The organism is Microbacterium sp. NPDC055442 (assembly GCF_053644215.1).
Genome location: NZ_JBSHLF010000007.1, coordinates 35884 through 56252, shown reverse-complemented (window position 1 = coordinate 56252; position 20369 = coordinate 35884). Strand labels below are relative to the sequence as shown.

General features: G+C 63.7%; 28 protein-coding genes. 14 read left to right on the top strand and 14 right to left on the bottom strand.

Features of this window, described 5'->3' with window-relative positions; translation table 11 throughout:
- Positions 1–340: 340 nt before the first annotated feature.
- The 3 genes from ACWIBS_RS14575 (at position 341) to ACWIBS_RS14565 (ending at position 1600) form a co-directional block, all read left to right on the top strand.
- A complete protein-coding gene (locus tag ACWIBS_RS14575) occupies positions 341–835 on the top strand; it encodes a hypothetical protein (protein ID WP_376127391.1) in 495 nt (164 codons plus the stop codon).
- 102 nt (positions 836–937) lie between these two features.
- Positions 938–1279 (top strand): hypothetical protein, encoded by a 342-nt coding sequence (locus ACWIBS_RS14570; RefSeq protein WP_376127393.1) that lies wholly within the window; start codon positions 938–940, stop codon positions 1277–1279.
- Positions 1280–1294: 15 nt separating this feature from the next.
- Positions 1295–1600, top strand: coding sequence for a hypothetical protein (locus ACWIBS_RS14565; protein WP_376127395.1), 306 nt, complete (start codon positions 1295–1297; stop codon positions 1598–1600).
- Positions 1601–1633: 33 nt separating this feature from the next.
- Here ACWIBS_RS14565 and ACWIBS_RS14560 read toward each other — a convergent pair whose 3' ends face one another.
- Together ACWIBS_RS14560 and ACWIBS_RS14555 are read right to left on the bottom strand one after the other, a co-directional pair.
- Positions 1634–1999 (bottom strand): hypothetical protein, encoded by a 366-nt coding sequence (locus tag ACWIBS_RS14560; protein WP_376127397.1) that lies wholly within the window; start codon positions 1997–1999, stop codon positions 1634–1636.
- A gap of 13 nt (positions 2000–2012) precedes the next feature.
- A complete protein-coding gene (locus tag ACWIBS_RS14555; protein ID WP_376127398.1) occupies positions 2013–2375 on the bottom strand; it encodes a DUF3846 domain-containing protein in 363 nt (120 codons plus the stop codon).
- A 441-nt stretch (positions 2376–2816) separates the two neighbouring features.
- Here ACWIBS_RS14555 and ACWIBS_RS14550 point away from each other — a divergent pair, with 441 nt between their 5' ends.
- Genes ACWIBS_RS14550 through ACWIBS_RS14540 form a run of 3 tightly spaced genes read left to right on the top strand, consistent with a single transcriptional unit; the run spans position 2817 to position 7551 of the window.
- Complete coding sequence (locus ACWIBS_RS14550; RefSeq protein WP_282837534.1) at positions 2817–4034, top strand: ComEC/Rec2 family competence protein; 1218 nt, start codon at positions 2817–2819, stop codon at positions 4032–4034.
- Positions 4031–6478 carry a ThiF family adenylyltransferase gene (locus ACWIBS_RS14545; protein ID WP_282837533.1) on the top strand — a complete coding sequence of 816 codons (2448 nt, stop codon included), beginning with the start codon at positions 4031–4033 and terminating at the stop codon, positions 6476–6478. Before ACWIBS_RS14550 ends, ACWIBS_RS14545 begins: the two co-directional genes overlap by 4 nt.
- Positions 6475–7551: a patatin-like phospholipase family protein gene (locus tag ACWIBS_RS14540; protein ID WP_282837532.1), complete on the top strand. Its 1077-nt coding sequence runs from the start codon at positions 6475–6477 to the stop codon at positions 7549–7551. The genes ACWIBS_RS14545 and ACWIBS_RS14540 overlap by 4 nt, the downstream gene beginning before the upstream one ends.
- Positions 7552–7643: 92 nt before the next feature.
- Here ACWIBS_RS14540 and ACWIBS_RS14535 read toward each other — a convergent pair whose 3' ends face one another.
- A complete protein-coding gene (locus ACWIBS_RS14535; RefSeq protein ID WP_282837531.1) occupies positions 7644–7964 on the bottom strand; it encodes a hypothetical protein in 321 nt (106 codons plus the stop codon).
- 336 nt (positions 7965–8300) lie between these two features.
- Here ACWIBS_RS14535 and ACWIBS_RS14530 point away from each other — a divergent pair, with 336 nt between their 5' ends.
- Positions 8301–8816: a hypothetical protein gene (locus ACWIBS_RS14530; RefSeq protein ID WP_279071139.1), complete on the top strand. Its 516-nt coding sequence runs from the start codon at positions 8301–8303 to the stop codon at positions 8814–8816.
- 161 nt (positions 8817–8977) lie between these two features.
- On the opposite strand, the gene ACWIBS_RS14525 is transcribed toward ACWIBS_RS14530, so the two are convergent.
- Positions 8978–9661, bottom strand: coding sequence for a uridine kinase family protein (locus ACWIBS_RS14525; RefSeq protein WP_279071142.1), 684 nt, complete (start codon positions 9659–9661; stop codon positions 8978–8980).
- Between the two features lie 137 nt (positions 9662–9798).
- Between ACWIBS_RS14525 and ACWIBS_RS14520 the strand changes: the two genes are divergently transcribed.
- From ACWIBS_RS14520 to ACWIBS_RS14500, 5 genes are all read left to right on the top strand, one after another.
- Positions 9799–11067 carry an IS256 family transposase gene (locus ACWIBS_RS14520; RefSeq protein ID WP_242089912.1) on the top strand — a complete coding sequence of 423 codons (1269 nt, stop codon included), beginning with the start codon at positions 9799–9801 and terminating at the stop codon, positions 11065–11067.
- A 153-nt stretch (positions 11068–11220) separates the two neighbouring features.
- Positions 11221–11643, top strand: coding sequence for a thioredoxin family protein (locus tag ACWIBS_RS14515; RefSeq protein ID WP_101966232.1), 423 nt, complete (start codon positions 11221–11223; stop codon positions 11641–11643).
- Between the two features lie 320 nt (positions 11644–11963).
- A complete protein-coding gene (locus ACWIBS_RS14510) occupies positions 11964–12347 on the top strand; it encodes a thioredoxin family protein (RefSeq protein WP_101966233.1) in 384 nt (127 codons plus the stop codon).
- A 157-nt stretch (positions 12348–12504) separates the two neighbouring features.
- The gene (locus ACWIBS_RS14505) at positions 12505–13005 is read left to right on the top strand and encodes a hypothetical protein (RefSeq protein WP_144820275.1); all 501 of its coding nucleotides are present in this window, start codon (positions 12505–12507) and stop codon (positions 13003–13005) included.
- A 61-nt stretch (positions 13006–13066) separates the two neighbouring features.
- Entirely contained in the window at positions 13067–13429 is a 363-nt protein-coding gene (locus ACWIBS_RS14500) for a hypothetical protein (RefSeq protein WP_180951267.1), read from the top strand.
- Between the two features lie 60 nt (positions 13430–13489).
- On the opposite strand, the gene msrA (ACWIBS_RS14495) is transcribed toward ACWIBS_RS14500, so the two are convergent.
- The 10 genes from msrA (ACWIBS_RS14495) to msrB (ACWIBS_RS14450) all read right to left on the bottom strand — a co-directional run bounded on the left by msrA (ACWIBS_RS14495) (position 13490) and on the right by msrB (ACWIBS_RS14450) (position 19185).
- Positions 13490–14047, bottom strand: a complete 558-nt coding sequence (gene msrA, locus ACWIBS_RS14495) for a peptide-methionine (S)-S-oxide reductase MsrA (protein WP_101966235.1) — start codon at positions 14045–14047, stop codon at positions 13490–13492.
- Positions 14044–14520, bottom strand: coding sequence for a peptide-methionine (R)-S-oxide reductase MsrB (gene msrB, locus ACWIBS_RS14490; protein ID WP_251393508.1), 477 nt, complete (start codon positions 14518–14520; stop codon positions 14044–14046). The genes msrA (ACWIBS_RS14495) and msrB (ACWIBS_RS14490) overlap by 4 nt, the downstream gene beginning before the upstream one ends.
- Positions 14521–14650: 130 nt before the next feature.
- On the bottom strand, positions 14651–15142 hold the full coding sequence (locus ACWIBS_RS14485; RefSeq protein ID WP_219721920.1) for a carboxymuconolactone decarboxylase family protein: 492 nt from the start codon (positions 15140–15142) through the stop codon (positions 14651–14653).
- An 18-nt stretch (positions 15143–15160) separates the two neighbouring features.
- Positions 15161–15580: a GNAT family N-acetyltransferase gene (locus tag ACWIBS_RS14480; RefSeq protein ID WP_101966237.1), complete on the bottom strand. Its 420-nt coding sequence runs from the start codon at positions 15578–15580 to the stop codon at positions 15161–15163.
- Positions 15581–15632: 52 nt separating this feature from the next.
- The gene (gene msrA, locus ACWIBS_RS14475) at positions 15633–16193 is read right to left on the bottom strand and encodes a peptide-methionine (S)-S-oxide reductase MsrA (RefSeq protein ID WP_101966238.1); all 561 of its coding nucleotides are present in this window, start codon (positions 16191–16193) and stop codon (positions 15633–15635) included.
- Complete coding sequence (gene msrB, locus ACWIBS_RS14470) at positions 16190–16666, bottom strand: peptide-methionine (R)-S-oxide reductase MsrB (RefSeq protein WP_101966239.1); 477 nt, start codon at positions 16664–16666, stop codon at positions 16190–16192. Before msrB (ACWIBS_RS14470) ends, msrA (ACWIBS_RS14475) begins: the two co-directional genes overlap by 4 nt.
- Positions 16667–17086: 420 nt before the next feature.
- Positions 17087–17482, bottom strand: a complete 396-nt coding sequence (locus ACWIBS_RS14465; protein WP_376127409.1) for a carboxymuconolactone decarboxylase family protein — start codon at positions 17480–17482, stop codon at positions 17087–17089.
- Between the two features lie 113 nt (positions 17483–17595).
- A complete protein-coding gene (locus tag ACWIBS_RS14460) occupies positions 17596–18033 on the bottom strand; it encodes a GNAT family N-acetyltransferase (protein WP_376127411.1) in 438 nt (145 codons plus the stop codon).
- A 112-nt stretch (positions 18034–18145) separates the two neighbouring features.
- On the bottom strand, positions 18146–18712 hold the full coding sequence (msrA, locus tag ACWIBS_RS14455; RefSeq protein ID WP_376127413.1) for a peptide-methionine (S)-S-oxide reductase MsrA: 567 nt from the start codon (positions 18710–18712) through the stop codon (positions 18146–18148).
- Positions 18709–19185: a peptide-methionine (R)-S-oxide reductase MsrB gene (gene msrB, locus ACWIBS_RS14450; protein WP_376127415.1), complete on the bottom strand. Its 477-nt coding sequence runs from the start codon at positions 19183–19185 to the stop codon at positions 18709–18711. Before msrB (ACWIBS_RS14450) ends, msrA (ACWIBS_RS14455) begins: the two co-directional genes overlap by 4 nt.
- Before the next feature lie 293 nt (positions 19186–19478).
- Between msrB (ACWIBS_RS14450) and ACWIBS_RS14445 the strand changes: the two genes are divergently transcribed.
- Positions 19479–19826 (top strand): GNAT family N-acetyltransferase, encoded by a 348-nt coding sequence (locus ACWIBS_RS14445; RefSeq protein WP_452325341.1) that lies wholly within the window; start codon positions 19479–19481, stop codon positions 19824–19826.
- Positions 19813–20367: a carboxymuconolactone decarboxylase family protein gene (locus tag ACWIBS_RS14440; RefSeq protein WP_376127419.1), complete on the top strand. Its 555-nt coding sequence runs from the start codon at positions 19813–19815 to the stop codon at positions 20365–20367. The genes ACWIBS_RS14445 and ACWIBS_RS14440 overlap by 14 nt, the downstream gene beginning before the upstream one ends.
- Positions 20368–20369: the final 2 nt, after the last annotated feature.

Genomic DNA, 20369 nt, shown 5'->3' with positions numbered 1-20369 from the left:
GAGATACGAAAGGGAGGTAAGCGCGATGCGAGACGTGAAGAACGCTCCTTCAGCCGGCGCGAGCTCGTACCAAGATCCCTACCCCGGTCGAAAGGGCGCCGACCGGATCACCGAAGCATGTGGCGCGTGTGGGGGTACGGGCATCTACAGCGCACCCAGCCGGATCACCTTCTACACCTCGAGCGTCGGTGACGTCACGACCGGATGCTTCGCCTGTGGGGGAGCCGGCACGCGTTCATTCCTCATCTCGTCTGCCCGATCCACCGCACGTCGCCGCGCACGCCTCGCTGACGAAGCCCGAGACGCGCTTGCGCGAATTGTCTCCGCGCAAGCGCGCTTCATGGAGGAGAACGCATCCGCCCACGGCGCGCTCACCCACGCGTACGGTGAACTGCGCGAGGGCGATCCGCTGCGCCGCAGGGCGGGGGATCTCTTGGATGCTGCCGAGACTGCCGGCATCGAAGAGCTCGACTTCGATGTCTGGGGCCTCGAAGCTGAAGCTGTCATCGCCGAGTTGCGTAAGCAGGAGGCTGCCAAGCGCCCCGTTCCCACCGGTCGTGTGCGCCTCGAAGGGGAGATCACCGCTACGAAGTGGGTGGAGAACGCCTACGGCGGCTCGCTCAAGATGCTCGTCACAGGTCCGGGCTGGAAAGTATGGGGCAGCGTGCCGCGTGGGCTTGAGTTCGATGGTCGACCCGCCCGCGGCCACCGCGTGGCGTTTACAGCGACCGTCGAGCGTGGTGACGATGACGAGTCCTTCGGCTTCTTCTCTCGGCCCGCCAAGCCGCAACTGCTCGCTCACCCTGTCGAGGCGTCTGCTGCTGATGCGGAATGACGCTATCTCGCAAGACGCGAGCTCACAATCGCCACCTTGACACATCACCCTAGGAGAGTACCGTTAGTAACGAACCAAGATACTAACAAGGGGAAAGCAACTATGGCGCTGACACTCACGATCACCAGAGAGATCCCGCCGTCTCAGGTGGTCGACCTCTGTGACCTTCTTCGCGGTCCAAGCTCATCCTGGCTAGTTGCCACCGAGTCCGATCTCGACGCGGCGACCGTCTCCATCACTCACTACACCGACGTCGACGAGCCCGAAGGAGAGGTCACTACGACCGTCACCTTCCAAGGAATCCTCGACGCGCTCGCCGCGGCCTATGCGGAGGGACAGCTCTGCTGTGCAGCCGTCATGATCGACGATCTCGGCGCCGGCTGCGCTGACGACGCCGACCACATCTTCCATCGCGTCACGTTCGACGCGCCCATCTACAGCTAGATCTGGAGCAAAGTCATGCACACCACCAAGATCGCCTCGTCGCCGAAGACTGCGGTCATCGCAACAGGCATCGTCCGATCACCCCTCATGCTGACCCGCAGCCTTCCCGGACGAGTAGCTCGGGTGAGCTTCCGCATAGACGGTGAGCACGGCCCGTATAACGTCCACGCGACTGGGCCTCGCGCTGAGATGATCCGTGCTGCCGTCAGCAAGGGTGATCGCGTCACCATCACCGCTCTGTGCGCGACGGTGAGCCATGCGGCCCAGACCGTTCCCGACATCGAGGTGGAGACCATCGAGGTCGTGCACCGCGACCGCTGACCCCTCGACCAGGAGTAAGCGGCGCGCGTGGTGTCAGGGCAGCGGCTCGTCGAAGGCGTGGATATCGTCGAGCAGGCTCACGTAGCTGAATGCATCGGTGGGGGAGTCGCCCCATGAGAGTCCTCCTGTGGCGATGTACTCACGGCCGCCGATCCGAACATGTGCCACGTCTCGGGACTCGAGCCCTCCGTTCCTGATCCAGCTTGTGAGCGCGTCAGCAGCCAGATCGGCCGCCCTGCCGGATCTGTCCTCGAACAGCTCCGGGTAGAGCTCTGTTTCCAGATCCCCTTCCGAGGCCGCCGCTGCCGCTCGCTCCTCCACGCGGGTGCACAGCACGTCGACCGACGCATCGGAACCCCTGCTGGTCATTCGGGGAGAGGCGGCGATCGCCAACAGCATGTCCGCACCCATCTCAGGCCTCCCCGCGCAGCATCATCGCCAGCTGCTCCACCAGCGCGGCTCGAGTCTCGGACAGCCCACGAGTCTCGCCCGCCTCGTCGATACCCCCCGTGAAGATCACCGGACCCACGATCGGGTTGGCGGCACCGAGGCAGCCGAGTTGGACTGCCTCCGCGAGGGGGTTGCGCTCGAGCGGCGAGAACTCGGCCCAGCCGTTCTCGTTGGCGTAGAACTCGAAATCCTCAGCTAAGGTGACGGGCTCGATGTCCCCCTGGACCGCCTCCGAGATCACCGGATAGGCGTTCGCCCCCAGGTCCACGCGCTCCGTGCGCGCATCGGGCGAGACCTTCACTGCCAGTCGCATCGTTCCGCTCATATCATGCTCCTTTGTTTGTATCTCTGACAGTTACACTTTAGCGCGGACCACTGACATTGCTGAAGAAGAAACTGTAGGTTCCGCGTGAAGATGGCACTTTCCACGACGAGATGGCATGCAGTTGGCATTCGTGCCAGGTACCCGGGATCCGCTCCTTGTGCCATTCGCCGGTGCTTGCCGTGGTGACGTCGAATGTGGGGCGGCGCTGGGAGCCGGATTGGCGCTGGGTGGCTCAATGATCCGCTTGCGTTTCCCAGTGTTGGTGTCGGTGGTCGTAGCTACCTTGAGCAGTGCACACCCGAAGTGTGGCGGATTGGCGCGCACCGGTTTTGGTCGACAGGAAGGTGCGTGATGTATTCAGAGGGGCTTCCCGCGAGAGGCGCGGTGTTCTGGCCGGTTGGCACCGGAGATAGTACGACAGTCGTCGTTGATGATGGCGTGGTGATGCAGGTCGATCTTCATGACCTTGCGAAGGCGGACAGCGATGAGAACCCAGAAGTCGCGGTTGTTGATCGCCTCGTTGATGCCCTCCCGATCGTTGATGGGGAGCCGTATCTTGCCACCTTCGTGTTGACGCATGCCGATAAGGACCATTGCCTGGGTTTTGCGGATCTGCTGGCGAAGGTCCGTATTGGTGAGCTGTGGTCGACGCCGCGCCTGTGGCGTGAATACAACGATCCGGAGGCACCGGAGCTGTGCGCGGACGCGATCGCGTTTCGTGAAGAGTCGGAGCGTCGTATTGAGGTCACGCGTGCAGCGGTGAGCGTCGGTGGGGCTCCAGGGAGTGGCGATCGGATCCGAGTAGTTGGATACGACACCGATCACAGCTCCCATGCGTACGACGATCTCCCGAAGGAGTACTTGGCGTATCCGGGGACGTCGCTGACAGTGCTGGACGGTCATGATCGTGCCGGTGTTTTCGAGGCGTTCATCCATGCACCCTTCAAGGAGGATGCTGCGGCTGCCCGGAACGAGACATCGTTGTCGATGCAGGTGACCCTCACCGACGAGTCGGGTGTTGACGGCAAGGTTCTGCTCTTCGGAGATCTGGCGCACGACACGATCATGAAGATCTTCAAGTACAGCGAGGCGAAGGATCGCGAGCAGTATCTCGAGTGGGATCTGTTGCTTGCGCCGCATCACTGCTCGAAGCGGGTGATGTACAAGAAGGATGTGGACGGCGCGGAGGTCTTGCAGCAGGACATCCTTGACGCTTTCGAGCGCAACGCCCGGCTGGGTGCCTCGATTGTGGCCAGTAGCGCGGTGTTTCCTGACGTGGACGTGGACGGCCACAACCCGCCGCACCTTATGGCGGCGGATCGGTACGCCGAGATAGCTGATGAGCTGATTTGCACCATGTCGTGGGTTGATGAACTGGCACCCAGTCCGGTGGTGTTCGGCGTCGACGCGTACGGTGCGCGCGTGATCCGCGGCGAGCTGCTTGAGAAGTCGGCGCAGGAAGCGGCGCTGGAGTTGTCGATGTCCTCCGTCGGCCGCCGGTTTGCCGCCGTCACTGCTGCCGCGGTGAGCTTGGCGCACGCACTTCCTGCGACAGCGGTGGCCTCTGAGTTCTCGGGCGTGGATCGGGTTCAGGACGCGATCGCCGCTGATCGTGGTGGGCAGAGCGCACCGGAGAACCCCATCGGGTTCGGTCGTTGAGCGAACTCGCCGCCCGCCAGCTCGCGGATCTCGCCGACATGAGTGGCGGCGCTATCCAGCTTCTCGGATCGACGGCGGACGAGACGATCTCCACCTACAGCATCTCCTTGGACACGGCCGGTGTCGTTACCGCTGGCTCCGGTATCTCAGTGCGGCGCAGGGAACGATTCGAGATCCTGGTCGAGCCGTCATACCCTCACGCGTACCCGTCAGTGATGGTTCGACACCGGCGGTGGGCGGGCACACCGCACGTGCAGTGGGGTTCGGTGTTGTGTCTCTATGCGGCGCCGTCCGTTGAGTGGAATCCAGCAGATGGCATGCGGGGTTTGATTTCCCGCCTGATGTCGTGGGTGCAGCGCGCAGCTGCGGGAGAGCTCGATCCAGCGGGTCAGCCGCTGCACCCACCTATCGCGTACGGCTCCTATAAGAACGGGTGGATTGTGCTGCGCCCGGATCTGGGAGATCTGGTGCCGTGGCGCGATCTCGGCGGTGACGGGGTCAGGCTGGTCTACGCGTGGTGTGTGCAACGCGGGTCTCGCGTTGATGTGCTCGAGTGGCTCACTCCGCTTCAGACCTATGAGCGCGTTCTCGAGGACGGTGTCGCGAGCCATGACGATCAGGGTCGCGCGCTCTTCGTGGCGCCCTCGATAGTGATCAGCGACACACTCGATATGGAGTACCCGGCAACTGCCGCTGCCCTCGCCGACGCGCTGGATGGGTACGGGGTTCCGCGGGACATGCTTCTCTCGGCTCTCGTTCGGGCATCGACGATCAACAAGGTGCTCGGGCACTCGGTAAGCGGTGGCAGTGCAGTGCCAGCGATGATGCTTCTGGCTACACCTGCGCGGCGCCTCGACCCTGGGAAGCCGCTTGCGCACGTGACGTGCTGGCACCTCGATGACCTCGGCTCCAAGATCACCGATCTCTTGCAGATGATCCGACCGGAGAACGAGCAGCTCGCCACGGACGTTCGCGAGCTGGCCGAGGCCTGGTTGGGTTTCGCGAAGGTTCAATGGATGATCGTCCATGAGGCGCGCGCCGAGGTGACACGACGCCGTGACACGGGATCAGCGTCGACATGGCTGGCCGGAAAGCGTGTGCTGCTGCTCGGCGCCGGGGCGCTCGGCGCACCGATCGCAGAGCAATGCGTTCGCGCAGGCGTGGCGGCTCTTCACGTGATCGACAAAGGGAATGTCGGCCCGGGGATCCTCGTGCGCCAGCCTTACGACGATGATGACATCGGTTACAACAAGGCGGAGCGTCTGGCAGCTCGGTTGTCCCGTGTCCGCGAAGACTTGATCGTGACGGCCTCCCGATCCCACATCGTCACGGGAATCCTGAGCGAACCCGACGCCGTCCTGGGATACGACCTCGTCATCGATGCGACGGCGGACGTGGGCGTGCGGACCGCCCTCGAGGATGCCCGCTCTTCGCGCAGAGATCAGTGGCCGCCCACTGTCGGTGCCGTGTTCGGACACACCGCGGAGCGCGGCGTCGTCACCGTGTCCTTGACGGGAGCAACCGGGGCAACACACGATGTCCTGCGACGAACTGCGATCGACATCGCCACCAACCCGCCCCTCGGATGGGCTGAGATCGCTGAAGATTTCTTCCCAGCCACCCCGCGGACGGACATGTTCTTCCCCGAGCCGGGTTGTTCTGCACCCACGTTCACGGGGTCCTCCACCCAGACAGTGGCTCTCGCTTCCCAACTGTTGTGGTCGGCTCTTCGTGTGCTGACTGATCGTGAGGCAGCACCGATGACGGCGGTGGCGATTCACCTCACCCCGCCCGCGGCCGGCCACGTGCCGCGGCCATTGACGTGGCCGAACGACGTGACGATGGCGGATCATTCCGGTGAGTATGAGGTCCAGGTGAGTTCGCGTGCACTGGCTGAGATCCGGAGCGAAGCCCGTCGGGGTGCGCGCATCCGAGGGGCAAAGGTCGAGACGGGCGGGATGCTCCTGGGCATGATCGACGATGCGACGGGAACTGTGCACGTGGACGCCGCCACGGGCCCGTCCCCGGACAGCCACCTCTCCTCGATCTATTTCGATCACGGCGTCGAGGGCACTCAGCAGATCGTGGAGGCAAGCTTGCGTAACACCGGTGACCGGGTTGGCTTCGTGGGCATGTGGCACACGCACCCGCACGGCCCCGCCAGACCGAGCGACATTGACGATGCGGGAATGTCGCAGATCGTCGCGCCTCAGGGTGCTGGGCGGCGGGCGCTGATGCTGATCCTCGGCGGACCGTCACACGCCTGGTCGACCTGGTTACGCGATGGGACCCCACCCCACCTATATGCGCGCGTTGTCCGACGGGATGAAGGACGCACCCGGACACCTGCAAGCTCACCGTTTTACATGACGATCGGCAGCACCCACTGGTTCCCGGGAGGATTCGCCTACCCGACGGCGGGCGCGATCGAGGCGGACGGATGACCACTCCGCGTATTGGCTTAGCCCTTTCGGGAGGCGGGTTTCGCGCTACAGCCTTCGGACTTGGCTGTCTCCGGGCACTGCAGGATCGCGACCTTCTCCAGCACGTGTCTGTCGTATCCGGAATTAGCGGCGGAAGCCTACTCACGGCCATGTGGGCGTACGGGCCGGCCGAGTTCGCTGAGTTCGACGACTCGGTAGTCCAACTCCTTCGCTGCGGGCTGCAGGCCGAGCTCGCCCGACGCGCATTCGCGCCCACCGCGATGGTGAAGAGCGCGAGCAGCGCACTTCGCGCCACAGTCCCGGGTCAGCGCCGCGGGTACTCGCGTACCGATGCCCTCGTCGCTGCACTTGCCTCACGAGCGTTCGGCAGCCGCGACGTGGCCGACGTTACGCACCCGGATCGCAGCGTGATTTTCTCCGCGACGGATATGACTACCGGCAACGCCGTGAGATTCGGTAGCAGGGTGAGTTCCTGCTCCGCGTACGGAAAGATCCTGGATCCGGTCACCGTCGCAGAGGCGGTGGCGGCTTCGGCTGCGTTCCCGATACTCCTGCCCGCGATGACCAGGGAGTATGAATTCGAGAACCGCGATGGTCATCGAACGCATGAGACGGTGGTCATGACCGACGGCGGCGTATACGACAACCTTGGACTGAGTCCCTTGCTGCCCAATCGATCCACTGCTCACACAAGCCACACTTACGAGCTCGATTTCCTGATCGCGGCTGATGCCGGCCGAGGGCGCGCCCACCGCCGCGCTGCACGCTTCCTCCCCGGCCGGCTGTCGCAGAGCTTCGATATCACGTACGGCAAGACCCAAGATGCGAGCCGCGGCCGCATCCACGACGCAGCCGCGGCCGGCCAGATTGATGGATTCGTGCACGCATACCTCGGGATGCGCGATCACAAGCTCCCGGTGCCACTCCATGATCTGATCCCGCGTGAGCGTGTCGAGCGATACCCCACCAACTTCGCCGCAATGACCACGGAGGACCTCACGGCCGTCGCGGTACGGGGTGAACAGCTCACCCGGCTGCTCCTGGGCCACTACCACGCTGACCTCGGCAACTGAAGCGACGGCTCACGGCACCCTTCCGGTGAAGCTTCTCCTGCTTCCCCACGTTCGGCTTATCGGTCTACCACGTAGGTGCCCGCAGACAACTCTCAGCTGGCGAGTTGGCCGACTTCGTCGTCGACGCCGTCTGCGTATTTCTTCATTGCATCCCAGATGTGGGTGCGGCGTATGCGGTAGAGCTTCGCCTTGCCGTCTGGCCCACGGCCGAGGTATTCGATCTGTCCGGCGTCGGTGAGGCGGTGGATCAGTGGGTGAACGACACTGCCCAGCAAGCCGGTGCGCTCCACGATCTGCTTGGGCGAGAAGGTGTCGTCGTCGAGCGAGGCGATTTCGAGCATGACCGTGGACATGTGGCTGTTGCCGAAGAGCGCCTTCGACTTCTCCGGGGTGTACGGGTCGGCCATGGTCATGACCTGAGTTTCCCACACGTCGGCACGATGATCTCTCCTTACTCGCGGACGGCGTGATCGCCGCCTGCTGGTGCGCCCCATCGGACGTGGAGCCAGTCCTGTCTCGGACATCTCAATCTTTGTAGGAACCGGTGCGACTTGTCCACCGCGCGCACGTCACAGCGGGCTTTCGACTCGAGAAATGTCCACGAGCTGCAGCGTCATCGTTGCGCGAAGATGTCCACTTCCCCCTAGGGCGAGCGCCCGCAAGCGGATCCGCTTGCGGGTGCAGAGATTCCCATTGATGCTGAAGACGACGACACACAGCATCTGGGATCAACGACAGGCAGGCAGCCGATGACCAGCACGGAACCTCTACTGGCCACCGCTGAACCGCGATCGACGAGAACGGTGGCGGCGGTAACCGTGCTTTACGTCATCGTCACCATGACATCACTGGTGGTGGCCTCCCTGACTTCGTTCACCGATATCCGTCTCCTCGGGACGGTGCTCGCACTTCTCGGTCAGCTTGTCTTCCTCGTTCCATACCTGCGCCGACACCTCCAGGCTGTCGCCGTCTGGATCACGTCCGGTCTGTGCATGGCCGCGAGCGGACTGTTCTTCGCCTACCTCGGTTCGTACTTCCTTGCGGGGCTCGTCTCGCAGCAGATCACGAGCGACACAGAGAACCTGTGGGCGATCGCGGCGTTCATCGCGACATGCTCCGCCCTCCTCGCGCTGAGCGTGGGAACGATCGTGGTCGGCCTGGCGGCGTCCACCTCCGCGCGCTGGACGACTTTGGCTGTCATGGGCATCGTGGTGACCGCTATCGTGGCCGTTTCCGAACCCGTCGCGTACTTGCTCGCGCCCTAAGCCGAAATTCCGCACGCGCCCAGGGGGACGACCGTAGAAGGATGGGTCCACAGAATTGTCGACGATGGTCTCGCTGAGGGCACCTCAGTAGCGGATCTCCGCACGATGTCGGGCGCCCACTGATCAGAGCGTCCTACCTGAGATGACGCGGGCTTGGAGATTTACAAGGGTCCGCTCGCCACGGCCAGCCGATCTCGCTCGAGCGGGATCGTGGGGGTCCCCGCGACAACTATGCATGCCCGTTCCCACGGCCTCTGCTCCGATAAGAACAGCAGTTCCTCATCCATCCATTCGTGCCAGAAAGCGACGGTCTCTTCGGCGCTTCCATTCACGCCCTGAGCAATGTCTCGGGCAATACCTCGTGTTTCCGCTGCAGCGAAGTCGGACTGTACCCAGACGGTGGCATCAACGAGGTCGCTCAATTCGCGCTGGCTGGCCCCAACGCCCTCGATGATCACGAGATCCAAACCAGCGCGAACCTCGATGGCCCCGTCCCTCCCATGCTTAGCCCAGGCGGGCGGTGAGAACATCACGCTCTCACCGCGGCGCAACGGACTCAGGATGTGATCGCCGAGGAGATGGCCCCACGTGAAGAAGGGTTCATTCCAAGCGATGTCATCGGTATGGACGATGGCTGAGCGATCCACCTGTCGAGCCAACCGTTCGGCGAGAGTTGTCTTCCCGGATGCACCGCGACCGTCTACCGCCACGATTAAGGGCTTGCGGGGCGAAACGCTGCCCGCATTGAACAGCACCCGGACGAGGTCCTCTTCTCGAATCGCCCGCCAAGGGCCGGCAGCCGGCTCGCCGGGCGGCAAGGTCATCGGAGCAACGAGGCCGGGCATTCCGCGATCGTACTTTGTCGGGGTGAGTCCCATAGCGTGGTGTCACTTCCCGCGGGGTCCTCGTCGTCGTAGACGATGACGGGCCACCGTGGGATACCCAGTTGTTTCCGCCAAGAAGCAAAGAAGTGGATCCCACGATGACCCAGAACCAGTCTGCCTTGACGACCCTGATCGGCGAAGTCCTCGCCGACCCCGACCTCGCCCACTCGGACGTGTTCCGCCGGATGCTGCAGGCCGGCCTGCAAGACCTGATCAACGCGGAAGCGACCGTGAAGATCGGCGCGGCCCCGCACGAGCGGTCTCCTGAGCGGACGACCCGCCGCAACGGAGTGCGCCCGAAGACGCTCGCGACCCCGGCCGGGGAGGTGGACCTTCAGATCCCGAAGCTGCGGGAGGGGTCGTTCTTCCCGTCGTTGCTGCACCCGCGTCGCCGGGTCGACAAAGCCCTCTACGCGGTCATCTGCCAGGCCTGGATCGACGGAGTCTCGACCAGGAAGGTCGACCAGCTGGTCCGTGCGCTCGGCAACGACACCGGCATCTCGAGGTCGACCGTGTCGCGGATCTGCGGGGAGATCGACGAGGCGGTGCAGGAGTTCCTGCACCGCCGGATCGATCACACCTGGTTCCCTTACCTGTTCCTCGACGCCACCTACCTCGACGTCCGCCACCGCGGCCGGGTCGTCTCCCAAGCCCTCGTCGTGGCCACCGGAGTCTCCGGCGACGGCAGGAGGGAGATCCTCGGGATGGCGCTCGGGGACGCGGAGACCACCGACTTCTGGACCGAGTTCCTCCGCTCCCTCCGCGACCGGGGACTCAAGGTCGCCACCGACGCCGACCCGCTCGGGGTGACCCTGGTCACCAGCGACGCGCACGCCGGCCTGAAAGCCGCGGTCAAAGCGATCCTGCCCGGATCCGGGTGGCAAAGATGCCGGGTCCATTTCGCTCGCAACGTCACCCAGAAGATCGGCTCGGCCCGCTCCAAGCCCGTCAACGCACTGATCTCCACGATCTTCGCGCAAACCACGACCGAAGCCGTCACCGCGCAATACCAGGCCGTCACCGACAGCCTCCGCGGCTCATTCCCGGAGATCGCGACCATGCTCGAGGCCGCCGAACCCGACCTCACCGCGTTCGCACCGCTGCCCCGCGAGCACTGGCAGAAGGTGTGGTCGAACAACCCCATCGAGCGCCTCAACCGCGAGATCAAACGCCGCGCCGACGTCGTCCAGATCTTCCCTGACCGCGACTCCGTCACCCGCCTCATCGGGGCCGTCCTCCAAGAACAGCACGAGGAATGGTCCTACGGCGAACGCCGCTACTTCTCCGACATCTCCATGCGCAAACTCGTCCATACCCTGCACGATCACACCGAGCAGCCCCGCCCCGAGCGCTACCTCACCGCCTGACCCTCCACCCACCACAGGGAACAACCGGAGTGACACCACACCACGGGACTTGACCGAGACACGATGCGGGGGTCGCCCCGCAGCCACCGGGGTCGCCGCCATTCCGTTGCCCCTCCAAGACCGCCGCGTCGAAATTGACAGGAGCATTGACCCATGACCGTGGTTGCTTTGACTGATCAGAGTTTCGTAAGCGTGGTTGCGACGACCGAACTCGTCGTCGTCGACTTCTGGGCGAGCTGGTGCTCTCCCTGCCGTGCCTTCGGTGCGATCTACGAGAGGTCATCCGTCGAACAGTCACACGTCCTGCACGCACGCGTCGACATCACCAGCGAGCTCCAGGCTGCGCACGTCGCACGCGTGGCCGCCGTCCCGGCCCTACTGGGGTACCGAGACGGCGCACGAGTCTTCAGCCATACCGGCACGCTTTCTGAACCAGCGCTTGCTCGCATCGTCCAGGCACTCAACGAGAGTCGTCGCTCGGGTGCCGGCGTCGAGGCCGTGTCGGACGCCACCGAGATGGAAGTCGATCCTCTGGAGCAAGAGCACACTCATCCGGTGATACCCCCCCGGTGGTGAATGACCGTCACAACGATCGGGTCCGACAGCAGCACGTAGTCAGCCGTACGCGGGTGGCGACGTTGACGACGCCGGGAACCTTCGCGGCGCCCGAAAGCCGACCGCTACCGAGGCTCGCCTCGCGAGCCCGACAAGCCTGATCTTGGACGGAAAATCCGGCGATCGCGTGTAGCGACGTGTCGACTCGCATCTCCGCCCCGCTGCTGACGGTTATCGCTACGCCGCCAACAGGTAGCCGCGACCTTGCGCAGTCCCGCGCGACCGAGGACTATGTAACAGGACCACGAAGTCCAATAAGGTTGTTCACGAGAGGACCAGAGATGGCGACGATAGAGGTAACAGACGAGAACTTTCAGGAGGTCACGGGCCGCGATGGGATCGTGATCCTCGACTTCTGGGCGACCTGGTGTGGTGCGTGCCGAGCGTTTGCCCCGGTGTATGAGGCCGCCTCCGAAGAGCACCCGGACATTGTGTTCGGCAAGGTCGATACAGAGGCTGCGGCTCAGCTGTCGTCGGAGATCGGCATCCGTGCATTGCCTACCGTGGCGGTCTACCGCGACTCGATCAGGGTGTTCATCCAGGCTGGCGCACTGCCGAAGCCGGCGTTGGAGGACCTCATCGCTCAGGTGCGAGGGCTGGACATGGAGCAGGTCCGTGCCGAGCTCGACAACCACCAGCACGAGCCGGGTCACGTTCACGCCTAGCCGCCGCGGCGCGAAGCGAATTGGTGACGGGCGGTCCTCCTCGCCCGTCGCCGAGGGGCAGTGGCACACGAAGGCGCAACTATCTCGACGGGAGCCTCAACGATGGACGTAGATGGGCACGCAAGCCTGTGCGGCATGCCCCCGATCAGTTGGCGCGATGTCTGACATACGTTCGCCAGTCCGTATTGGCGACGACGCGGCCGTTCTGGATCTCGTCCCGCTGGCCTCCGATATGCCCACGGTCGAGGACCTGCGGATGGTGCTGGCCGCATATCGGATCAGAGGAATGCTCGGTTTCCGCTCAAGGAGAGCAGAAGTGGCGCGCATACGCCGGGAGGTCACTGGCGCGGTGCACGCTGTGCAGCCGCGGACGGTGGTGATGGTGTTCGAGGGTGCTGACGGCGCCTCACGGCGACGTGTGGACCGCATCGCACGGCACGTCACCCGCGACATCAGAGTGGCAGCGACCAACGCGGTCGGGTCCGACACCACGGTGATCGGGCTCGTTGTCATGACGGGACAAGAGCGAGATCTCGCCGCGACTTGCGTGCGGCATGTCGCCGTGGAACCGCCCGAGCGCGGCGACGGTCTCGTCTTTCACGCCGCCGACCTCCGGCGCGCGAACATCTACGAGCTCATCGAGGAGGCCGTTGTTTGATGGAGACCGCGTCTAGCACGAAGACGAGGGCCGAGGCTCCGTACGCTGGGAGAAGCCGATCATGAAGCATGGCGACGTCGTCCTCGCCGAAGACATTGCTTACGCGGTGACAAGAGGACCTCTCCGATACGCAGACGGGGCGACACAGACGTTCGACCCCGCCGGCGGCACTGTGTATGTCGAGTATGGGCGGTCCACTCGCGGCGAATGGTACCTCGACGCGACGGGGCGTTTCTGCTCCTTCTGGCCTCCGAGCTACCGGGCCTGCTATGACGTTCGATGGATCGTTGAAGACCATCTTGTTGCTGGGCTCAGCTTCCGGAATGGGTCCTACACCGCCGAAGGGCGATACGAGACGCCCATGCTCGACGAGCTTGTGATGAACGAGCTGCAGGTCTGGGCCGACGACGGCGGAGCTCACTAACTGCTTCCCTATCGACCGGGAGGGTGTGTTCACCCTGGTGAGCACACCCTCCTCCTTTGATCAGATCGCCGCATGCGCCGCGCGAGGCGGAAGCACCCAACCTGCACGAGGGAAGTGACACGTGTAGCCGTTCGGATACCGCTCCAGGTAGTCCTGGTGCTCAGGCTCTGCCTCCCAGAACGGGCCTGCCGGCTCGATTGTGGTCGCGACGCTGCCCGGCCACAGGCCGGAGGCGTCCACGTCTGCGATGGTGTCGCGGGCGATCTTCTCCTGCTCCGGGGTGACGGGGAAGATCGCTGAGCGGTAGCTGGAGCCGATGTCGTTGCCCTGGCGGTTGACGGTGGTCGGGTCGTGGATCTGGAAGAAGAATGCCAGGAGATCACGGTAGGTGGTCTTGGCGGGGTCGAAGACTACCTCCAGCGCCTCTGCGTGACCGGGATGACGATGGTAGGTGGCGTGGCTGTTGCGACCGCCGGTGTAGCCGACTCGTGTCTGCAGCACGCCTGGCTGGCGGCGGACCAGGTCCTCCATGCCCCAGAAGCAGCCGCCGGCGAGAACCGCCGTCTCGGTGCCGGGTGTGCGGGTGATCTGGCCGGCGTCGTGGATGCCACTGGTCATGATGCGTTCTCCTCTGTGGTGTCGGTGGTGTCGAACAGGGAGCGGTACTCGCCGTATCCCTGTGCCTCGAGCTCCGCTGCGGGGATGAAACGGAGTGCGGCCGAGTTCATGCAGTAGCGCAATCCCCCGGCATCGGCAGGTCCGTCGTCGAAGACGTGCCCGAGATGGCTGTCGGCTCCTGTGGATCGGACCTCTGTGCGCTCCATCCAGAGCTTCCGGTCGGTCTTGGTGTGGACGGCGTCCGACTGGATCGGTCGGGTGAAGCTCGGCCATCCGGTGCCGCTCTCGTACTTGTCGGTGGATGAGAACAGGGGCTGGCCCGAGACCACGTCGACGTAGATGCCGGGCTCGTGGTTGCTCCAGTACTCGTTGCAGAACGACGGCTCGGTGCCGTCCTCCTGGGTCACGCGGTACTGGATCGGGGTGAGACGGCTGAGCGCCTCGGACGTCTTGGGGTAGTTACTGCTGGGCACGATTCCTCCGTTTCTGCCGCCGCTGGCTTGCGGCGTCACTGGAGATAACGTCAGAAGTGGACCTTTTGGTCCCGCTTTCCTGAGAGAATGCTGTCCTTTTCGCGGCGTTGCGGGGCGTCCGTTCTCGACTCTAGGAGAGCTTCCCTTCAGCATCTCGCGCTCGCACGGGGTGCTCGCTGAGGATGGAGATCCTGTTGAAGATGTTGATGGTAGTGGCCACCCATTCGGCGCTGACGAAAGCTTCCTGACCGAGGGCGCTTCGGGCGGCGAGGAGGTCGGCCTTGCTGTCTTCGCTCAGCGGGAGCGTGGTCGCTGTCTCGGCGACTGCGAGCAGCGCTGCCTCCCGGTCACTGAAGAGCGTGGACTCTCGCCATGCTGGGAGCAGGTCGAGCTTCTGCTGCGGCACACCCAGCTTCCGGGCTTGCCGGGAGTGGAGGTCTAGGCAGAAGACACATCCATTGAGCTGCGAGACGCGGATCTTGATGATCTCGCCTTCGGCGAGTGACAGCCCGTGCTGAGCGGCTTCTCTAGAAATCGCGCTAGCGAAGGTTGTCGCTGCTTTCCATGCATCGGGGAGGGCTTTGTCCATGTACGGGAGCGAGTGTTCTTCGAGGTGGGTCATGGCTGCCTCTCTTGCGGCTCAGTGCCGTCGTCCGTGCCTGCGTGAGTGCGCGTTGCCAGGGAAGGTGGGGTCGACGACATCCGCGTACTCGGGATGGGAGTGGACGAATGCGGTGGCGAATGGGCACGTCAGGGTCACGGTCCGGCCCTCGGTGCGAAGCTTGTCGAGGACGCCGCCGAGGAGCTTGCCGGCAAGCCCTTTTCCGCGGAACTCAGGAAACACGGATGTCGCGAGCAGAGTCACCCGGTTGCCGGTCTCGGCGTACACAAGTCCCGCAACGGTGCGGTCCTCGACGCGGAGTTCATAGACCGATGCGCTCTCGTCGTTCGTGATGTTCGTGACTTCGGCGAGCGAGTCGGCGGTCCGGGACGAGTCCAGTTCTCCGAGCACCTGATCGGTACCTCTCAGCGTGACCATGCCGTCCTGGCTGCTGTCCATGTGTGTCCTGTTTCCGGCGCGATCGTCCGAGGTTCGCTGAGATCCGCCGTCGCTATGCCGGCGCGTCCGCCTCGGTTCGGCTCGGCAGCACCCAATCGGGGCGTTCGAAGTGACATGTGTAGCCGTTGGGGTATGTAATCAGGTAATCCTGATGCTCGGGCTCGGCTTCCCAGAAAGAGCCCGCGGGCTCGATGGTGGTGACAGGCTTCCCCGGCCACAGACCGGATGCGTCGACGTCGGCGATCGTCTCGCGGGCGATCTGCTCCTGTTGCATGGAGGTGGGGAAGATCGCGGAGCGGTAGCTCGTGCCGTAGTCGTTGCCCTGGCTGTTGAGGGTCGTGGGGTCGTGGACCTGGAAGAAATAGGCGAGGATGTCGCGGTACGTCGTCTGGGTCGGGTCAAAGACGATCTCGATCGCCTCGGCATGCCCGGGGTGGTTACGGTAAGTCGGGTGATCGTTCTCGCCTCCCGTGTAGCCGACACGGGTGTCAACCACGCCCGGCTGGCGACGGAACAGATCCTCCATGCCCCAAAAGCAGCCGCCCGCGAGGACGGCGGTCTCGGTGTCGGGGTTGCGGGTGATCTTTCCGGTGTCATCGATGCCGGCGGTCATGCGACGACTCCTGTCGAGCCGGCATCCGCGTCGAACAGCGAGCGGTACTGCCCGTATCCCTCTTCCTCGAGGGATGAGGCCGGGACGAAGCGAAGGGCGGCGGAGTTCATGCAATACCGGAGCCCCCCAGCATCCTGCGGTCCGTCGGGGAAGACGTGGCCGAGGTGGCTGTCCGCACCGGTCGAACGCACCTCGATGCGAGGCGTGACCAGCTGATGATCGGTCCTGGTGTCCAGGGCGTCGTCATCGATCGGCCTGGTAAAGCTCGGCCAACCGGTGCCGCTGTCGTACTTGTCGGTCGAGGAGAACAGCGGCTGCCCGGAGACGATGTCGACGTAGATGCCGGGCTCGTCGTTCGCCCAATACTCGTTGTCATAAGCAGGTTCGGTGCCCTCTTCCTGCGTGACGTAACGCTGGTCCTCGGTGAGGCTGCGTAGCGCCTCCTCGGTCTTCACGTAATCCTTCGCGCTCATGGTCTCCTCCTGGGTGAGATGGTCCGCTCTTCAAGATTACTGATACGGAATGACACCACACCACGGGACTTGACCACGATTTCTCCGTTCCGGCCGCGTCTGGTCCGCGGCGTCATCAGGTGAAACGCAGGAAGTAGACCTTTTGGTCCTGAGTTCCTGGGAGCTGACTGTGACTTCAGTCTCGGCCCGGCCGGCAACCGGGCACGCCGATCTCACAGCGCGGCAGATGGTGATGGCGAGTGCGCTGCTCCCGACGAGAGGACCGTCAAACGACGAGTCGGGCTCGGTTCGTGCCCCGACACAGGGGCCGAGTCCCGGCGTCAGCGTCAGGAGAGATGTCCGTCAGCATCGCGTGTACGTACCGGGTGCTCGCTGAGGATGGAGATCCGGTTGAAGATGTTGATGGTGGTGGCTACCCATTCAGCGCGTACGAAGGTCTCGTCGCCGAGGGCGATACGTGGCAATGAGGTCTGCCTTGCTGCGTTCTGTTAGTGGCAACTCGGTGGCTGTCTCGGCGACAGCGAGCAAGGCAGCTTCCCGCGCGCTGAACAATGCGGTTTCCCGCCATGCGGGCAGGAGATCCAGCTGTTGCTGCGGCACGCCAAGTTTTCTGGCCTGCCGTGAGTGCAGGTCCAGGCAGAAGACGCATTCATTGAGCTGGGAGACGCGCACCTTGATGAGCTCGATTTCCGCGAGCGTGAGGCCGTGCCGGGTGGTCTCCCGGGAGATGGCAGCCGCGAAGGTCGTCGCTGCCGTCCACGCGTCGGGTAGAGCTTTGTCCATGAAAGGGAGCAGACCATCTTCGTTGCGCATCATCGCTCCGCGGGCGCGTCGTCCAGGCGCACCCTGACCCCGTGATCCCGAGTCGATGGTGTGATGTTGTTGGCCGCGCGGTGTGTTGGCTCCATCGCTTGCTCCCTCGACATGACTCAGTGCTGGCGCAAGACTCCGTGCATGCCGTGGTGCCCAAGAGAGTGCGCACTGCCAGGAAAAGCGACGTCGACGAGGTCCGCGTACTCGGGGCGAGATCGGACAAAGGCCATCGCGAACGGGCAGCTGAGTGTGACCGTTCGACCCTCTCTGCGAAGCGTGTCGAGGACTCCGCCGAGAAGCCTGCCCGCGATACCCCTGCCGCGGAACTCGGGGAACACAGACGTCGCGAGAAGAGTGACGCGCGTCCCCGTTTCCGTATAGAGAAGGCCAGCTACCGTCTGCCCGGCGACCCTGAGCTCGTAGGCGCCAGCGTCTTTGTTGTCGCTGATGCCAAGATCGTCCTCATCGGTCGCCCCGGTCTCGGACACCGTCAGCTCCGCGATCACTTGGTCAGTGCCCATCAGCGTGACCATGCTGTCTTCACTGCGTTCCATGTCGTCCTGACTGTCTGGTAGTGGGCGACCTGCGAAAGCCTCTCCGCGTGCTCTGCGACCACGGCGTCCGAAAGGAAGGGGCGAAGCTGGTCACTGGCAACCGCTGGGTGGCTCAGTGACTCGCCGGCACTTCTGACACGATTCGCCTCGGGAGAACCCAGTCCGGACGCACAAAGTGGCACGTGTAACCATTCGGGTAAGTGATGAGATAGCCCTGGTGCTCAGGCTCCGCTTCCCAGAACGACTCGGCCGCCTCGATGGTCGTTACCGCGTTGCCCGGCCACAGGCCGGACGCATCCACGTCCGCGATCGTGTCCCGCGCGATCTGCTCCTGCTGCATGGAGGTTGGGAAGATCGCAGATCGGTAACTTGTGCCGTAATCGTTGCCCTGACTGTTCAGTGTTGTCGGATCATGCACCTGGAAATAGAAGGCCAGGATGTCGCGGTAGGTCGTCTGGGTTGGGTCGAACACGACCTCGATCGCCTCGGCGTGACCCGGGTGGTTGCGGTAGGTCGCATGATCGTTCTCGCCCCCGGTGTAGCCCACACGGGTGTCGACCACGCCTGGCTGGTGTCGGAACAGATCTTCCATGCCCCAGAAGCAGCCGCCAGCAAGGATAGCGGTCTCCGTGTCGGTGTTGCGGGTGATCTTCCCGGTGTTGTTGATGGCGCTGGTCATGATCCGTGTCCTGTCGATTCTGTTGTCGAGTCGAATAAGGAGCGGTATTGGCCGTAACCCTCCTCCTCGAGCGATGTGGCGGGGATAAAACGGAAGGCGGCGGAGTTCATGCAGTATCGAAGACCACCAGCTTCCTGCGGTCCGTCCGGGAAGACGTGGCCGAGGTGGCTATCCGCACCCACCGAACGCACTTCGACGCGGGGCCGGGTCAGACGGTAGTCGGTTCTGGTGTCGACAGCATTGTCTTCGATTGGTTTGGTGAAACTCGGCCAGCCAGTTCCACTGTCGTACTTGTCAGTAGAGGAAAACAGGGGCTGCCCGGAAACCACATCGACATAGATGCCGGGCTCGTCGTTCGCCCAGAATTCATTGTTGAACGCGGGCTCAGTGCCCTCGTTCTGGGTGACATAGCGCTGCCGTTCAGTAAGGCGACTGAGCGCCTCCTCGGTCTTGAGATAGTCCTTCGAAGTCATGGCTTCCTCCTCGGTACCGCCGCCATTCCTCACCATAGATGGGCTTGGACCTTGGCGTCCATAAACTTTCGCCTGGGAGTATGCTCAGCCTCACGGAGGCGTTCGACATCGAAGTCCCCTGAGCGCCTGGCGGCCCGCTTTTCGGGCTCCGCTAACGCCCTGATCCCATATCTCCGCAGTGGACTCGAGAGGCTGACATGACCGATTCGCGTCTTCCGGCTTTGTCGTCGTCGGATGCTTTGGACCGGGCGGACCACAGCTCGCCCGCTGTCTCCGCAGACCAGCAGGCTCTGATGGACGAGATGCCGGCGACTGGTCCAGAGGAGGAGCCCTCGTTTTCGATCTCCCTAGACGAGGCCGCCGACGTGTTCATAGCCACAAAGGATGGCATCGAGTTCGGCGGAGTGGTGTTCGCCGAAAAAGACGACAGAGTTCTGCTTCTGGCAACGTCGATCCTGCCGGAGTTTCGCGGGAAGGGTTTGGCCGCGGCACTCACGCGAAGGGTGCTCGACATGCTCCATGCCGAGGGCAAGAGCGTGACGGTGAAGTGCCCCGTTTTCCGCTCGTTCGTCCAGCATCACCCAGAGTACGCGGCACGCCTCGACCACCAACCGGGCCGGGATCCGGATGACGATGTCTGAGCAAGAGACCAATCGCTTCGGTAAGGTCCTCGAGAACGTCAGCTTCCGCAACACCCGGTTTAACCCGGAACAGACTGGACTCGACCGCTTGGCGGCAGAGATGGCCGCAGCATTCGGGTACTCGGCCGAACTGGCCGTTGATCCGCAACTGCTGCAACTGCTGAGACTTCGAGTCGCGCAGCTCAATCCATGCTCCTACTGCCTGATCCTGCATTCCGAAGTCGCAATCAAGATCGGGATCTCGTCGATCGACGTGGCGCATCTCCCCTCGTGGCGGGAGAGCACGATGTTCTCCGTGAAGGAGCGAGCAGCACTGGAATACTGCGAAGCCCTAACCGTCTTCAACCAGGAGCGGTTTGCCACCGCACACGACGAACTGCGCACCCACTTCACCGAACGCGATGTCGCAGAGATCGCCGCTGTCGTCATAAACATGAATGTGTGGACTCGCCTCAAGCTCGCGCAAGGGGCTGTGCCCGTTGAGTCGGAGGCGATGGGGCCGGACGAAACGCAGATCGTCGGTCAGGTGGACCCCGGGTGAGT

Coding starts and splice junctions, on each gene's coding strand:
- ACWIBS_RS14460 (WP_376127411.1), bottom strand. CDS start 18,033: ATGGAACGCAGTGAAGACAGCATGGTCACGCTGATGGGCACTGACCAA.
- msrB (WP_101966239.1), bottom strand. CDS start 16,666: ATGAGCGCGAAGGATTACGTGAAGACCGAGGAGGCGCTACGCAGCCTC.
- ACWIBS_RS14570 (WP_376127393.1), top strand. CDS start 938: ATGGCGCTGACACTCACGATCACCAGAGAGATCCCGCCGTCTCAGGTG.
- ACWIBS_RS14515 (WP_101966232.1), top strand. CDS start 11,221: ATGACCGTGGTTGCTTTGACTGATCAGAGTTTCGTAAGCGTGGTTGCG.
- msrA (WP_101966238.1), bottom strand. CDS start 16,193: ATGACCGCCGGCATCGATGACACCGGAAAGATCACCCGCAACCCCGAC.
- ACWIBS_RS14480 (WP_101966237.1), bottom strand. CDS start 15,580: ATGGACAGCAGCCAGGACGGCATGGTCACGCTGAGAGGTACCGATCAG.
- ACWIBS_RS14525 (WP_279071142.1), bottom strand. CDS start 9,661: ATGCCCGGCCTCGTTGCTCCGATGACCTTGCCGCCCGGCGAGCCGGCT.
- ACWIBS_RS14575 (WP_376127391.1), top strand. CDS start 341: ATGGAGGAGAACGCATCCGCCCACGGCGCGCTCACCCACGCGTACGGT.
- ACWIBS_RS14565 (WP_376127395.1), top strand. CDS start 1,295: ATGCACACCACCAAGATCGCCTCGTCGCCGAAGACTGCGGTCATCGCA.
- msrA (WP_376127413.1), bottom strand. CDS start 18,712: ATGACCAGCGCCATCAACAACACCGGGAAGATCACCCGCAACACCGAC.
- msrA (WP_101966235.1), bottom strand. CDS start 14,047: ATGACCAGTGGCATCCACGACGCCGGCCAGATCACCCGCACACCCGGC.
- ACWIBS_RS14520 (WP_242089912.1), top strand. CDS start 9,799: ATGACCCAGAACCAGTCTGCCTTGACGACCCTGATCGGCGAAGTCCTC.
- ACWIBS_RS14560 (WP_376127397.1), bottom strand. CDS start 1,999: ATGCTGTTGGCGATCGCCGCCTCTCCCCGAATGACCAGCAGGGGTTCC.
- ACWIBS_RS14540 (WP_282837532.1), top strand. CDS start 6,475: ATGACCACTCCGCGTATTGGCTTAGCCCTTTCGGGAGGCGGGTTTCGC.
- ACWIBS_RS14555 (WP_376127398.1), bottom strand. CDS start 2,375: ATGAGCGGAACGATGCGACTGGCAGTGAAGGTCTCGCCCGATGCGCGC.
- ACWIBS_RS14510 (WP_101966233.1), top strand. CDS start 11,964: ATGGCGACGATAGAGGTAACAGACGAGAACTTTCAGGAGGTCACGGGC.
- ACWIBS_RS14465 (WP_376127409.1), bottom strand. CDS start 17,482: ATGATGCGCAACGAAGATGGTCTGCTCCCTTTCATGGACAAAGCTCTA.
- ACWIBS_RS14530 (WP_279071139.1), top strand. CDS start 8,301: ATGACCAGCACGGAACCTCTACTGGCCACCGCTGAACCGCGATCGACG.
- ACWIBS_RS14440 (WP_376127419.1), top strand. CDS start 19,813: ATGACGATGTCTGAGCAAGAGACCAATCGCTTCGGTAAGGTCCTCGAG.
- msrB (WP_376127415.1), bottom strand. CDS start 19,185: ATGACTTCGAAGGACTATCTCAAGACCGAGGAGGCGCTCAGTCGCCTT.
- ACWIBS_RS14535 (WP_282837531.1), bottom strand. CDS start 7,964: ATGACCATGGCCGACCCGTACACCCCGGAGAAGTCGAAGGCGCTCTTC.
- ACWIBS_RS14500 (WP_180951267.1), top strand. CDS start 13,067: ATGAAGCATGGCGACGTCGTCCTCGCCGAAGACATTGCTTACGCGGTG.
- ACWIBS_RS14445 (WP_452325341.1), top strand. CDS start 19,479: ATGGACGAGATGCCGGCGACTGGTCCAGAGGAGGAGCCCTCGTTTTCG.
- ACWIBS_RS14485 (WP_219721920.1), bottom strand. CDS start 15,142: ATGACCCACCTCGAAGAACACTCGCTCCCGTACATGGACAAAGCCCTC.
- ACWIBS_RS14505 (WP_144820275.1), top strand. CDS start 12,505: ATGTCTGACATACGTTCGCCAGTCCGTATTGGCGACGACGCGGCCGTT.